9 protein-coding genes are annotated in these 14,524 nt (G+C 45.4%); all 9 read right to left on the bottom strand.

From position 1 onward, the window contains the following. Positions 1–732 carry an RluA family pseudouridine synthase gene (locus LZG72_RS16665; protein WP_233874934.1) on the bottom strand — a complete coding sequence of 244 codons (732 nt, stop codon included), beginning with the start codon at positions 730–732 and terminating at the stop codon, positions 1–3. Positions 733–759: 27 nt separating this feature from the next. After that, on the bottom strand, positions 760–1,578 hold the full coding sequence (gene panB, locus LZG72_RS16660) for a 3-methyl-2-oxobutanoate hydroxymethyltransferase (RefSeq protein ID WP_233874932.1): 819 nt from the start codon (positions 1,576–1,578) through the stop codon (positions 760–762). 140 nt (positions 1,579–1,718) lie between these two features. Next, a complete protein-coding gene (locus LZG72_RS16655; RefSeq protein WP_233874931.1) occupies positions 1,719–3,059 on the bottom strand; it encodes a murein hydrolase activator EnvC in 1,341 nt (446 codons plus the stop codon). Between the two features lie 64 nt (positions 3,060–3,123). Continuing rightward, a complete protein-coding gene (locus LZG72_RS16650) occupies positions 3,124–3,966 on the bottom strand; it encodes a DUF4292 domain-containing protein (protein ID WP_233874928.1) in 843 nt (280 codons plus the stop codon). Continuing rightward, on the bottom strand, positions 3,956–5,707 hold the full coding sequence (locus LZG72_RS16645) for a tetratricopeptide repeat protein (protein ID WP_233874926.1): 1,752 nt from the start codon (positions 5,705–5,707) through the stop codon (positions 3,956–3,958). Before LZG72_RS16645 ends, LZG72_RS16650 begins: the two co-directional genes overlap by 11 nt. A gap of 148 nt (positions 5,708–5,855) precedes the next feature. Beyond that, positions 5,856–8,288: a TonB-dependent receptor plug domain-containing protein gene (locus LZG72_RS16640; RefSeq protein WP_233874923.1), complete on the bottom strand. Its 2,433-nt coding sequence runs from the start codon at positions 8,286–8,288 to the stop codon at positions 5,856–5,858. Positions 8,289–8,335: 47 nt separating this feature from the next. Further along, positions 8,336–9,670, bottom strand: a complete 1,335-nt coding sequence (locus LZG72_RS16635) for an APC family permease (protein WP_233874913.1) — start codon at positions 9,668–9,670, stop codon at positions 8,336–8,338. Between the two features lie 157 nt (positions 9,671–9,827). Next, positions 9,828–13,475, bottom strand: coding sequence for a M1 family aminopeptidase (locus tag LZG72_RS16630; protein WP_233874911.1), 3,648 nt, complete (start codon positions 13,473–13,475; stop codon positions 9,828–9,830). A 24-nt stretch (positions 13,476–13,499) separates the two neighbouring features. Next, a complete protein-coding gene (locus LZG72_RS16625) occupies positions 13,500–14,387 on the bottom strand; it encodes an ABC transporter ATP-binding protein (protein WP_233874909.1) in 888 nt (295 codons plus the stop codon). Positions 14,388–14,524 lie beyond the last annotated feature (137 nt).

Raw genomic sequence — 14,524 nt, 5'->3', positions numbered from 1 at the left:
CTATTCGTGCAGGAAATCAAGATGTTCTGGTTTAACAATGTCTGTATCCAGGCTTAAGAATTCTTCCCAAAACGGATCGTTTGGAAGTCCGGCTTTGCAGATCAACGGTTCTTTTTTAACCGGATGCTCGAAATAAAGTCTCCGAGCGTGCAGATTGATGCTTCCGTCCGGATTGCCTTTCGGATAACCATATTTCACATCACCGCGGATCGGGCAATTCATCGATGCAAGCTGTACCCGGATCTGGTGTGGCCTCCCGGTAACGGGCATTACTTCCAGCAGATGGAATTTGTTCACCTCACCCAGCCACCGGTACGATAGTTCCGCGCGCTGCGTTCCCTCTTTTTCGTAATCATAGGCAGTGGTCACATTCCTGGTTTCATCCTTGGAAAGCCAATGGACGAGCTTTCCCTTCTTTTCAGCGGGCCTGTTTTTAACTACGGCCCAATAGGTTTTCTGGACATCGCGTTTGCGGAAGATCTCATTCATCCGTTCCAGCGCTTTTGAGGTACGGGCAAAAACAACAAGCCCGCTCACCGGGCGATCGAGACGATGGACGGTACCGAGAAAAACGGCGCCCGGTTTCTGATACGTATCTTTAATATAGTCCTTCACAATGTCCAGCAGGCATTTGTCGCGGGTAATGTCTCCCTGGACAAGGACGCCGGCTTCTTTGTTGACAATAATGAGGTGATTGTCCTCGTATATAACGTGGAGTGGTTTTTTAGCCATTTTATTAGTTCTTTACTTTTTAAAAGGTCAATACGATTCCTGTTCATTAGGAAACGATTTTCCTTTTACGTCTTTAATGTAATTGGAAATGGCGTCTGTCATTACGCCGTTCAAATCTGCGTAGCGGCGTAAGAATCTGGGCTTGAATGCCTTATTAATGCCTAGTAAATCGTGCAATACCAAAATTTGCCCGTCAGCATGAGGTCCCGCCCCGATTCCGATCGTTGGAATGCCCACGTTTTCGGAAACTTTTTTTGTTAAAGTGGAAGGGATTTTCTCCAAAACCATTGAAAAACAACCGATCTCTTCAAGCATTTTAGCGTCTTCCAATAACTTTCTGGCTTCATCTTCCTGCTTTGCACGGACGGTATACGTTCCAAATTTATAGATCGACTGTGGCGTTAGCCCCAAATGGCCCATTACCGGAACTCCTGCGCTTAATATCCTGGTAATGGAATCTTTGATTTCAAGCCCGCCTTCCAGCTTCACCGCATGCGCGCCCGATTCCTTCATAATGCGTATCGCCGAGTTAAGCGCTTCCCGGGAGTTCCCCTGATACGATCCGAAAGGTAAGTCCACTACCACCAATGCCCTTTTTACAGCCCGTACTACCGAAGTCGCGTGGTAGATCATCTGGTCAATGGTAATAGGTAGCGTCGTTTCGTGGCCGGCCATCACGTTTGATGCCGAATCTCCAACCAGGATCAGCTCGACACCTGCGGCATCCACAATGCCGGCCATCGAATAATCATAGGCTGTAAGACAAGATATTTTTTCACCACGCGTCTTCATTTCCTGAATGATGTGGGTGGTAACACGTTTAATATCAGGTGTATGGACGGACATATCGTTACAAGTCAAATTTAATGTGAAAATCTAATTAGTCATTTATTGTCAAAAGGTCATTTGTTGTCTCCTCGCACTTATACAAAACAATACATGACTATTAATGACTACGAATGACAAAAAAAACTGGGTTTCAGGAGTTACCGCCGCATCAGCCAGGTTTCGGGATTGAGGCGGGATGTATTTTTCCAGATCTGGAATTGTAACTCGGATGTACCGTCACTATCCGTAGCAACCCTCCCTATATTTTCTCTTGCTTTCACTTTTTGGCCCGCGCGAACAGTTACTCCATTCATTTTGGCATAAATCGTCATGTAATTTCCATGCTGGATCGCGACTACGTTACCCATTCCCGGCATTTCAGTCACATCTAACACTACGCCATCGTAAACGGATCGTACCGGCTCGCCGGCGGTGGTTTGGATATCAACACCCAGGTTATCAACCATTACACCTTTTAAAACGGCATGAGGCCTTTGTCCGAAATGTCCCGACACGAACCCTTTCACCGGCCATGGTAAACGCGCCTGAGAAGCTGTAAATGAGGAAGCTAATGTCGTTTCTTCCTCGCTCATCCCACTCGAAATCACCGGTTCTTCTTCTTTTTCAGGGGCGGCTACCACGGCAGCTTCTCCCTTTTTCTCCCTTTCCGCGTTTTCGCGTGCTAATCTTTCGCGTTCGGCCTTTCTTCTGGCTTCACGTTCTTCGCGTTCTCTTTTCTCACGTTCCAGACGCTCGCGGCGTTCACGCTCGGCGATCCGCCGGATGTTCGCTTCCAGTAAGTCGGTTGCACGTTTATTTTCGGCGATCTGCTTCCGCAATTCAACTTCCTTTTGTGAAAGCTCCTGGATCACCTCGTTTTGCTTGGTTTTCAGACCTTCCAGTTTGGTGTTCTCGGTAACCCGCGTATCAAGTACTGTTTTTTGCTGATTCTTTTTGCTGGTAATGCGCCGACGTTCAGCAGCTAATTTGTTTTGCAGAACCTCTATTTCCTCCACCTGATCTTCGCGCGCATCCGTATATTGTTTGAGATATTTATACCTTAAGACAAACTGATTGAATGTACCTGCGGAAAAAAGGAAAACGAGTTGATTGAAATACACATTTCGTTTGGACGCCTCGTAGATCATCCTGCCGTATTCCTTTTTCAGTACATTCAAACTGCTGTCGAGTGCCTGACGCTTTTTTTCGAGGATTTTTAACTCTTTGTCGAGTAACGCAAGATCATCCGAAAGCAGGTCGATCTGTCTTTTATAAGTGTTAATTTGTTGGTTTAACGCTTTTAGCTGACCCAGGTTCACATTTTTCTGAGAAGAAGTCTGTTTCAGAATGCTCTGGATCTCGCGGATTTTGCTCTGGTTCTCATTTTTTTCGCGTTCGAGTTGCTCGCGTGTTTTTTGCGCGAAGGCGCCTGTACACGCACAGATCAGAAACGTCAGTAATAAGAATAAACGGCGGCAGCCGGGGGTAAGAAAGGGCATATGATTGATTCTTGCGGCCAAAATACAATTCCAGGCGGGCAAAGTTAAGCAGACTTTCTGTATTTTACCTTTTGCGCTTGTAGCCAGACGGCACTTTAAAAGGAAAACCGGGACTGTTGGCAACCAGTTCTACCTTACTGTGTTTGATCCGCATATTGGTCTCTCTGACCTGCTGATCTTTCGCCGATTTTACATTCAGGTTGATGGTACTCATGAATGGGAACAGGAAGCTGCTTACTTCTTTAAAGTCCTCATAATCCAACGTAAAGGTGTTCTGAGTTGGTATTTCTGTCGCTTTGAGACGCGACAATTTTAAATTGCTTTCGGCAATGTAGTTATCGACTTGGAGCCTTTCAATCTCCTGTTTAAGAATATAAAAGTCATTTTCTTTTACGAAACGCCCATCAGGTTGTTGTTCAAACGGCAGGTTGCCAATGATCACGGATTGGAGAAGTGCGAAGTTCAGGTCAAAATTATATTGTTTGCTTAGCTGCGCGTAATCGAATACAAAATAGTCGCGGTGAATTTTATCCATAAAAATAATGGAGTCAGGCGTAATAATGCCCCGCGCCACTTCAAGCCCCACGCCCGTGACCGAAATCCAGATAATACTGTCTTTCTTCATGCGGATGTTGACATTTGTATTATCAAAATCCTGCGATTTGCTTTTAAATGAGACTTTGGATTTGGCGGTCAGATATTCAAATTCGACCTTTTTAATGGCGATGGGCTCTACTTTTTCAGTTACTTCTGCAACCGAAGAATCCGTTTCGACCGGGGCATTTGTAACGATAGTAGAATCTGCGACCGGATTTTTGGCTAAACTTTTTGAAGAACGTTGTTTATGACAAGCTGTAAACCAGATTAATGAAATGGTTACCAGCCCGACCGTAATTTTATTGCTCATGTAGTGCACCCGTTGCTATTTTTTTGTCCAGAAGTTCAGTGGTTTCGCCCATTCTCTTTGCCTTTTTCCATTGCGCCACTGCGTTATCCCGTTCACCTAATTTGAACAGAACATCTCCATAATGCTCAACAATCGTGCCACTCACGCCGGCACTGTCGACCATTGCTTTTTCGAGAAACTCCTTTGCTTTCTTATAGTCTTTCCGAATGTAAAGTACCCACGCGTATGTATCCAGGTAAGTAGGGTTATTCTGATGTTGCTGGACCAACTTTTCGGACATCTTCAGTGCCAGGTCCAGTTTTTCTTTTCGCAGCGATAAAAAGTAACTGTAATTATTCAGTACATGGTCATTATCCGGATTGCCTTTAAGTGCGAGATCGTATGCTGCGTCGGACTTCTGGTGATCACCGATGCCATTGTATGCATCCCCAAGCTGCGCATGAATGTGCGGTATGAGATCAGGTTTGTCACCAACCAGTTTCAGGCCTTCCTCAAAGGATGAAATCGCCTCTTTGAAATTCTTTTTCATCAAATGCGCGATCCCATTGAAATACCATAACAATCCCTGATTAGGAAATATTTCAAGTGCTTTTTCCGAATGGACCATCACGCTATCTATCTGATTAAGATCGATATCCAGCTGTAAAATGGCGCCCCAAACCTGAAATACCGAACCATCCAGTTGCGAAGCTTTTACATACATATCTCTGGCATCCGCCTTTTTGTTCTGACGCGTCAGCAGGTCTGCGTAAATGACAATGGCGCGAGCTTCGGTCGGGTGGGTTTCTGCAAGCTGTTTCGCCAGACTTGTAGCCTCATTGAGTTCAGTGTCTGTTTTTAACATGCTCAGATATCCGGTCAGCACACGTACTTTCGGATCTGCATCGAGGTTTGGGTTCGCGAAAACCAGTCGCAATTCCTGGTTGCATTTTTCTATATCGCCATTTCTGCGGTAAATGTCGGCCAGCAGTACGTGGGCCTGAGCCTCGTCGGGATTGATTTTCAGAGCCTCTTCCAAAGGAATTACAGCATCTTTTACCCGATCGTTCGCAATCAGAAGTTCTGCTAACTCCACCCGGTAACTTACTTCTGTCGGCTCGGCGGCGATTAGCTTTTTGGCTTCTTCAACTGCCTTATCCAGATTGTTTTGTCTTAAATAAAGCTGCTGTTTCTGATGTGTTATTTCTTCGGTAACCCCAATTGCCTTTTCCAGACCGGTGTACGTTTCAATGGCTTTGTCAAATTGTTCGTTGAAAACATAAACCGCCGCCAGTTCCACACCATACTGGATGTTCTCCGGGTTTTTCGTAACTAAGGTTTGGTAGATCTGTGCGGCTTCGGTGTATTTCCGGCGTTTTGCGCAAAGCTCTGCAAGCTGCTGGGCGTAAAAAATATTCTCTTTATTGAGTTCGTAGGCCTTTTTGGAAGAAACAATGGCATCATCAAATTTTTCGAGCTTAATGAGCGCTGTTGCTACAAGGTAATGGGTAGCGGCATCTTCTGAGTTTGTTTTGGCGAGATTTTCAAAAATGGGAAGTGCGCGGGCCGGTTCATCCTTCATCATAAACTTCATACCCTCAGCCGCCATCGATTCTTCGACAAGCTTGAAACTGGCCGATTCTGCCTTTGCTGGATCTTTTTCTTTATCCTTACCCCGGCGCTGTGCATTTGCCGACGGCGCAATGAACGCGCTCGCCAGAAGACAAATCAGAAGGGTCAGTTTTAAATATTCGGTCCTCATAATTTCAAGTTATGCCTTCACATCCTGATTCATGTCCGGTATTGCGGCGTAAATAACAAAGTTACAATTTTTATGTGTGTATGACTTGTCCAACTACTTACGCAAATAAGAATAGTAACGTGTAAATTGAAGTAATCTTACATCCGTCTTAATTCACAGAATAAGAGGCTTTACCGTAGCCCGGAACGCCGGCAAAACTAAGTACCTCAGCGCTGATATCTACATTAGAAACCGCATCCGAATTGAAGTAGGAAAACCGCGCTTTTCCATTCTTGTCTGTTTTTAACATCGGTGCCCAAAAAATAGTTGACCTGTAATCAGGAATTGCGTTTTGCGCATTGCCCGCATTGTAAACCGGTGAATAAAACGCTCTCGGAACATTGAAACCCGCAATCTGGCTTACTAAAACACCCGGCACGATATCCTGCGAGTAATCGTAGTTTTCATTGCCGCGTTTCGTCAGGATCGAAATCACTCCGTTTCCGCCCCGACTCCCAAAAATAGCTGCGCCGGCACCTTTTAGCACGTCAATGGATTCGACGTCATGCACGTTCATCGAAATCACCATTTCCTTGTCGACCGGCATTCCGTCCAGTACGAACTGTGGCTCAGACGTATTTCCACGAATAAAAACGGATGCATTCATCCCCGAACCGGTCACTCGCACACCGGCCACGCGCCCGGCGAGCATATCGAGAATGCTCATGCTTCCCGATGCCATCTGAGGGGTAATTTTAATTGATGCATCCGCAGAACCGTATATTTTCCTGGAATCCCGGGGTACTTCCTTTTTTGCTTTAATAGTCACCTCCTGCAATAGTCGTTCTCTGCTTTCCCGGATCTTTCTCGTAATCTCCTGGTCCTGGGCAGCTTTTTTGAGATAATCATTGAGCCGCTGGGCGTCTACTGTGACAGGATTATATGGGATTTTAACCAAAGAAACCTTCGGGCTGAGAAATGGATCGAGTTTAAAAGAGAGACTTTGATTGCCTTTTTTGTTCATTCCCTGCAAACGGACCTTCAAAGAATCTTCAAATACAAGATTGTAGACCGCGAACCGGCTGTCGGCCTGCGTTTCGGCTGTCATAAATGTGTTCAGACTATCGTTGCTGAGGTACAACGATAGCACCAGCTTATCCGTAACCTTTTTGTTATTGCGGCGAACCTCGCCCGAGAGGGTTACACCTTGCTCGACAAAGTATTTAGGCAGGTCGAGTGAATCCCGAAGTACTTCATTCCATTTAAACCTGGTCCAGCCCTGGGTCGTCATCAGGTAATCGAGGTTAACCTTCCGGTCAGACTTCTGACGATCGAAATAATATCCCGGCTGTTCGATAAATCCTTTCAGATCAGACGATAGGAGAAGGTAGGAGACGATGTTCTGATCGTAAGGTTGCTGCAAAATTTGTGAGCCATCCGTCACGGAAACGGAAAGGTTAGCCTCGACAGGTTTGCCGGCCGAATCCGTAACGGTTACTTCCACTTCCGATTTTTCACGGGGCTTAAATGCCGTTTTTGCAGGACTGAGTTTTACATTCAGGTTTCGGTTATGATCAATGAAAACGATCCGCTCGCAAACCGGCTTATTTTCATCATCAAAAAGCGTCAGGTGCGTGATACCGTCCGGAAGTTCGGTAGTGAAGAGGTTCATCATTAATCCCCGGGCGCCAATTTTACCTTTTGCTATGAATGCCACAATTCCTCTCGAATGTCCCACGACATGAACGGGTATTTCACTCTTGCCCGGGATTTTCGCGTAGGCTATAATTCTCATTTTAAGTGGATTGGACAAATTGTCTACGATCATGGTATAGCCGCTCGGGTCCACAGTAGGAAAGGTTACCGGCATTAATTTACCGTCTTTGTCTTTCAGAAATGCAGAATAAGTTTGATCAGCCGCCGCCTCGAACTGAAACCTGCCCATTCCCAGATGCGCACTCGCAAATGAAGCAACGGTATCTTTATTTTGATTTAAAACAAAACCTTTTACATCCTGCCCCAGGCCAGCACCATTTACCGCTTTGAACGAAATACGCGTACTCACGCCCGCCACAAGCTGACCTCCTTCCGGAAAAAACTGGAAGTCGATCTTCGAGGGCTTGTCGATAGTAAGTTGTTCATTCTCAGCAAACACCCGGATGTCTTTTTGAAAAAAGAAATCATCCGAAGCATTGCGCATCCAGTTTGTGTATGCGCGTACCGTATACGATCCGGCCGGAATGGAGTCGGCAAGTACAATGTCACCGTGACCAATGCCGCCATTCAGGTTCACACGTTTTAATGCCGAATTTTTGCCGGTTCGGTGCTCGATCAGGTCCACATATAGCAGATTACTTGCGCTATCCATGGCGTGAAGTGCGCCTTCCACCAGGTAGGCCTTAAACCATAATGTATCGCCGGTCACATAATACGGTTTATCGAGGTGAAGAAATGCTTTCTCGGGTGGAAAAGCGTGCCGGTATTTCATCAGTTTTCTTGACAGAAATTGCGTAAAATCTTCTTCGATCGCCTGAAAAGCGAATGCGGAAAGAACAATCAGCGAGATCAGCGTTGATCGGATAAATGTCTTAGTGTGTAGCATAGATTGTTTTAGGTGAGATTTCTATTAAACAAACTTGCGGTTACTTTTTACTGATTGAGCCGCCGGACCAGCAAAAAGGCCGGATAACTAATGATCATGAAAAGCAATGCAAACTGGCTTCCGGGAAGATCCTGAATGATGGCGCCGATCAGGAATGCGATTGACACGATGAGCATCAGCATCGGCAAAAACGGGTAGGCGGGCACTTTCCAGGGACGTGGCAGGGTGGGTTCTTTTTTTCGTAATGCCAAAAGCGACGCGAATCCGGAGGTGTAACCTAGTACAAAAAAGAATGTCGCAATGTCGGACAACTTTTCGCAGGCATCTTTACCTAGTAATATTAATGTAACCGCAACTCCCGAGGTGATCAGCATCGCGACAGCCGGCGTACCTCCGTTATTCACAAGGGTACCCGCACGCAGGAAAAGTCCATCGCGACTCATGGAATATAAAACACGCGGATTGAAAAGCAGCTGCGCATTAACGATCCCGAGAATGGAGATCATCAGAAACAAGGTCACAATCTTGCCCGAACCTTCGCCGAAAATCAGCGTAATCGCATCAGCAGCAGCCAGCTTCGACTGGGACAATGCATCCATTGGCAGAACGTGCAGGATAGCGAGATTGCAAAGAAGGTAAATTGCTATGATCAGCAAAACGCCCCCGATCATCGATTTCGGGAGATTTTTAGTCGGGTTGCGGTCTTCTTCGGAAAAATAGGCGGCCGTATGCCAGCCGTCATAGGTGTAAAAAATGGCTTGCAGCGAAAAGATCACCGGCGCGATCCAGCTTCCGGTTTCGGCGATTTTGCTGGTCGTTTGTACCATTTGTTCTCCGGTTACTTCGTCGCCATAGATGTAACAGACTATCACGAAGATTAAAAGTCCAATGCCTTTCAAAACACTCATGATGTTTTGAAAACTGCTGGCTAATGCCAGACCGATCCAGTGAATGCACGTGAGAATGAGCAGAATAGACGCAGCAACATAAGGTTCGTAGCCGGTAAATGCAGGGATGAGCAGCGCAAGGTATTCGCTCATGGTATACACTCCGAAACCCAGGGCGGAACAGGTACCGAGCCAGCTGTTAATACCAACCACAAAACCGGCATAATTACCAAATGCTCTCTGGGCGTAAATGTACCAGGCCCCGGCTTTTGGCATGGAAGTTCCCAATTCAATGGTGCAAAGTGTGCCGAGAAATGCATATATGCTCACTGCGACCCATAGTGTCATAATCAGCCATGGCTCACCAAGCTGGGCTGCGATGGGGCCGGGCTTGCGAAGAATGCCCGTTCCGATGGTACCGCCGATGGTTACCGCAATCCCGAAGCCAACGCCAAGGATTTTAAGGAGTTCGTTTTTGGAAGAGGATTGTTCCATGCAGGAGTGAAAAGTAGTTTTCGAAAATAGGAAAACTTTTTCTTTTTGCAACCTCTATATTCGTCGGGGGTTAGGTTTTGAAGAATAAAATAAAGGCATAATTATGTTTCAGGCAAAGAATCTTTGGAGCTTAAACTTCTGTTACTGTGCAGCTGGTTTACTCAACGTCCCCGGAATTATCATCTGGTATCCGATCGATCAGCTTGTTATAAGGATCAATGCCCGCTTTCACCGGTTTGCCTTTCACCCGCATGGTCACAGTTTGAGTGCCGGGTTTCAGCTTGTATTTTTTGATAAATAATGGGTTAGTTTGTTTTTGGCCTCCCTTGTTTGTTGTTTCGGCCGCGAAGACACCCAGGTCGATGTAGTCGTTCATGGGCGCTACTGTTTCTTTTCCGCTGCTATCGGCATAAAACTTCTTGGAAGAAAACGTAAATGATACATCATACATATCCTTTCCAGCTGCTTTTGATGAGGCTTTTTCGAATTTATTTTCGTACAAAGTGATCTTTTTCCAGGTATCGTTGAGGTAGTATCTTAATGAATCCGGCGTGTGCTTATCAAGGTAGGCAAAGAGGTTGTTACTTCCGGCGAATGGCGGATTCTCACGTAATGCATATTCGTCCCTGAATTCCCGCAATGCCTGATTTACCGCGGTATCTCCGACCAGATCGCGCAATCCATACATGATCAGGCTGCCTTTGTAATACCATTCATATGGCCGGTTGCAGTTTATAAAGGTGTTTTCTTTTTTTGCTTCATTCGCCCGTCCGCGCAGGTATTTGTCGAGCTCGTCTTTCAGGAACCGTTTCATATTGTCTTTTCCATATTTGCGCTCGGTCAAAATCAAAGCAGTGTATTCTGCTAATGCTTCGGAAACCAGGTTGGATCCACGAGTTTTATTTGGGGTAACCTGATGCCCCCACCATTGATGCGCCAGTTCATGAGCAGTTACGAAGTAGGTATAGTCAAAATCATCCGGACTTTGGAAATCCGCTACCCAGCCAAAATTTTCGGAATATGGTACCGTGTTTGCAAAGCTTTGAGCAAAGCTCTCATAACGAGGGAATTCCATCAGCCGCATTTGCCGGAATTGAAAGGGCCCGTAGGTTTCGGAGAAATATTTCAGCCCATCTTTATAAGCAGTGTTAAAACGCTGAAGGTTATATGGATGGCTTTTATCATGAAATATCTCGATGTTGATGCTTCTTCCGTCCGGTAATTTTTGTACGTCTTTCAGCACGTCATACTTTGCAGATACGAGGGTGAAAAAGAGATCAATCGGCGTATCCTGGACATAATGATAGTATTTGCGACCTCCTTTCTCCCAGGTTTTCAACAGATAACCTGGCGCAATGGCAAGCTGGTCGGCTGTTGTGCTCACGGTTGCTTCAAAGTGAACCATATCCGCATCGTCATTAAACAGCATCGTCCGGATTCCTTTGGGATCGTTGTGGTCGGGCAGGTCGTCTTTTTTTGGTTTTAGGCCGAGTTTTTTCCGGTATTCATCGCTTTCCAGCTCAGCTTCCGCAGAATAGCCGAAACTGGGCAGACCTCCGCTGTAAAACGTGCCGTTATTCAACACTTCCCGGCTAAACCCATTGTTGAGAAAACCTTTATTCGCCTTCACCGAGTAAATTTCCAGTAAGGCGGAATCTCCGGGCTGCATGGTCGCGGGCAAATTATAGATCCGGTAATTGAAGTTTTGCTCGCCTTTTTTCAAAAAGGAGAATTTGGAATAGGGATGTTTGGCAGGATAACTGAAAGGAAGGTTCTTCCCATTATAAAGCATTTTGTATTCCAGATCCTCGTCCGCACTCATTAAATGCAGGGTTTTAATGGGTTCATCGGTTTTATTTTTAATGATCATTTTGCCATAAATAGAAACTTTGCGTTCCTCAGGGAAAATGTCTGCATTAACGATCAGGCTGGTAATCTTGGGCATTGGCAGGTTTTCGTACTTTTTCAGCTTTTTCTCATATAACGCCTGATTCTCACGGTTTTCGGAAGCGCTATAATAGTTGTTCAGATAACTCACATTGTAATAAATGAATGCGCCGCTGCCGATCCAGCAAATGAAAAATAGCGGGACGAGTATTCTGGGAACGCCATTGAAACGCTGCAATGCCACTCTCCACCTTTCCTTGAAACCCCCCACGACGCCTCGCTGAAAAAACAAATAAGCAAGCGAAGCCAGTAGCATTCCAAGAAACAACCAGTAGAAATTGAACCAGAAAAGCGGCTTCGCAAAGTGCCCCAGCCCATTCATATCAGACCATCTGAAATCGGGTGTGAAAAAGTAAAAGAACAGATTGTAGTTCATTTCGGCAAAATTCCGGAGCAGGAACATCGCAATCCAGATCAGCATGGCAACACCGTGGCCTGCGAACTTATTATTGACCAGAATATGCACTGCGAAAGAGAGCAGCAGCATTTGAATGAAACCGGGTAATGTAAGCAGGTAGGAATCAATGAAATAAACCGGCAGATTGAAATCGGTAAAACCTTTAATGATCTGGATGATCATCCCAATTACTATTGGAATAGTCGCCATGATGGCTGCAATTCCGATCAATCCAGACAATTTGGAAAAGTAGAGAATGAGATTGGAGACGGGCAATGCGTCGTTCAGGATGTTGTAACGTGTGGCTTTTTCGCGGTGTACTGCTTCTCCGGTGTAGAAAAGAAGGATGATGAAAATGAATACATTATAGTCATAGCCTTTATAATCCATGATAAAAATGGTGAGCGGCAGGTTGCTCACGCTGTAGATGGTGTCCCCGATCCAGATATCCAGCACCAGAAATATCAATGCTCCGAGCACGATTGCTCTGAAATAATTATCCCGGATAACGTTCAGGAATTCAATTTTGGTAAGGTTCCAGAAAATCCTTTGGTTATAGACATTCCCGAAATGCTGATGAACTTTTGGAATAAATGTTGGTGCAGCTTCGTCTTTCTCGCCTTTTTTTGCTTTTTTATTTCCGGTTATTTCAGGTTGTAAAAATTTGGAGAAGCTGAATTTGTAATAGGTAAAAAGGATAAGTAAGATCGCCATTCCGACCCATATAAGCCGATTTAATAGGTAAATGGTCGAAATGGGCGTGAGTACGTGGTTTTTCTCATATGGTGTTGTAAAGCGCGTTTCCAGTGTAAAAGTATTGATCGCAAACGGGTCAAGAAGTTTTACGAGTTCGTGATTCTCAATGTCTTTGGCAAGAAAATTACCCAGCAGATAAGCAATGAAAAGCAGGATACTTGCGGAGTAAATGACTTTGACATTTCGGGTAAATGATACAAGCGCAAAGAAAATGGTTGACGACAAGATCAGGTTGCCGATGGAAAATACGAAATACGGATAAAAGTAATTCCAGAGGTTGTAATCGCCCACTCTTTCCGCAGGTACCCAGCCGAGAGGCGGGCCAATAAATGAACCGATGTAACTGCCCACGCTAAAACCGGTGCCGATCAGCAGCACATAAATAAATGAACCCAAAAACCTGCCCCAGAAATAGCCGGCTTTGGTGATCGGGGCGGCGAAAAGGTAGTTACGGGTTTGGTACTCAATGTCACGATAAAGTGGAACACCCATTACCGCCGAGCAAACCAGCATCATGGTGAAGCTGAAAAAAATGTTTCCCTCCGCCATTGTCCATGGGGCATTATGCATTACTTTTTCAGATGCGGGAGTCCAGCCGGTTGCGACGGAAAGGAAACCCACAAGTACGTAAACGCCAAAATAGATCCAGGTGGCCGGGCGGTTGAAACGGTATTTCAGTTCAAACGTAAATATTTGAGAGAACATAGCAGAGACATTAGAAGTGAGGGATTACAAAGCGATTACGTCCATTTTGGAAGCAATCTGGTGGAAGTAAATGTCTTCCAGGATCGGTTCAACCGGAAGAAATCCGATTCCAGGATCGGTTTCTGAAAAAATCCTGATACTTAGTTTGCCGCTTTTCATTTGCGCCGAGATCACCTGGTATTTCGCTTTATACTCTTCTATGTCTGATTTTTCGATCGTGATACTGTAAATGTAGCCTTCCAACTCTTTGACGGCTTCATCGGGATTTCCGTTTCGGAGTACTTCACCTTTACATATAATGGCAAAGTCGCTGCATAATGTCCGTACATCTTCCACAATATGCGTGGAGAGAATGACGATCGTATTTTCGCCTAACTCACTGAGGAGATTGTAAAAGCGGTTTCTTTCCGCCGGGTCCAGTCCGGCGGTTGGTTCGTCCACAATGATGAGTTTTGGATTTGCGAGAAGTGCCTGCGCGATACCGAACCGTTGTTTCATCCCGCCAGAGAACGTGCCGAGGTGTTTTTTGCGGTCATTGTAAAGGTTAACCCGCGCCAGCAAAGCCGCTACGGTCTGTTTTCGTTCCTTGGCATCAAGAATTCCTTTTAACTGCGCAATGTGGTCAAGCATAACTTCCGAGCTGATTTTCGGATAAACCCCAAATTCCTGAGGTAAGTAGCCCAATATCCGTCTAACGGCAGGTTTATCATTCAAAACATCCAGATCGTCGAGAAAAATGCTGCCGGCATCCGCTTCCTGCAACGTGGCAATGGTACGCATGAGCGAGGATTTTCCCGCGCCATTTGGCCCGAGAAGGCCAAACATTCCGGTTTCAATAACGAGGTCAATGCCTTTTAAGGCTCTTACCCCATTGGGATAAGTTTTTTGAAGGTTTTGGATAGATAGTTTCACCGGCAGGAATCTATTAGTTGAGGTACGTTTGGTAAGGTACTCAATTATAGTAAATTATAGGAACTTTACGTCCTCCGGTTACTAAATGTATTTTTTATATTTTGAGTAAATAAAAACAAAAAAGCAGAGACCGTTTC

Origin of the sequence: Dyadobacter sp. CY323 (genome assembly GCF_021390245.1) — a bacterium.
In the GTDB taxonomy this organism is placed as follows: Bacteria; Bacteroidota; Bacteroidia; order Cytophagales; family Spirosomataceae; genus Dyadobacter.
This window is presented reverse-complemented; position numbering and strand designations above follow the sequence as displayed.

Coding starts and splice junctions, on each gene's coding strand:
- LZG72_RS16645 (WP_233874926.1), bottom strand. CDS start 5,707: ATGAGGACCGAATATTTAAAACTGACCCTTCTGATTTGTCTTCTGGCG.
- LZG72_RS16635 (WP_233874913.1), bottom strand. CDS start 9,670: ATGGAACAATCCTCTTCCAAAAACGAACTCCTTAAAATCCTTGGCGTT.
- LZG72_RS16650 (WP_233874928.1), bottom strand. CDS start 3,966: ATGAGCAATAAAATTACGGTCGGGCTGGTAACCATTTCATTAATCTGG.
- panB (WP_233874932.1), bottom strand. CDS start 1,578: ATGTCCGTCCATACACCTGATATTAAACGTGTTACCACCCACATCATT.
- LZG72_RS16665 (WP_233874934.1), bottom strand. CDS start 732: ATGGCTAAAAAACCACTCCACGTTATATACGAGGACAATCACCTCATT.
- LZG72_RS16630 (WP_233874911.1), bottom strand. CDS start 13,475: ATGTTCTCTCAAATATTTACGTTTGAACTGAAATACCGTTTCAACCGC.
- LZG72_RS16640 (WP_233874923.1), bottom strand. CDS start 8,288: ATGCTACACACTAAGACATTTATCCGATCAACGCTGATCTCGCTGATT.
- LZG72_RS16655 (WP_233874931.1), bottom strand. CDS start 3,059: ATGCCCTTTCTTACCCCCGGCTGCCGCCGTTTATTCTTATTACTGACG.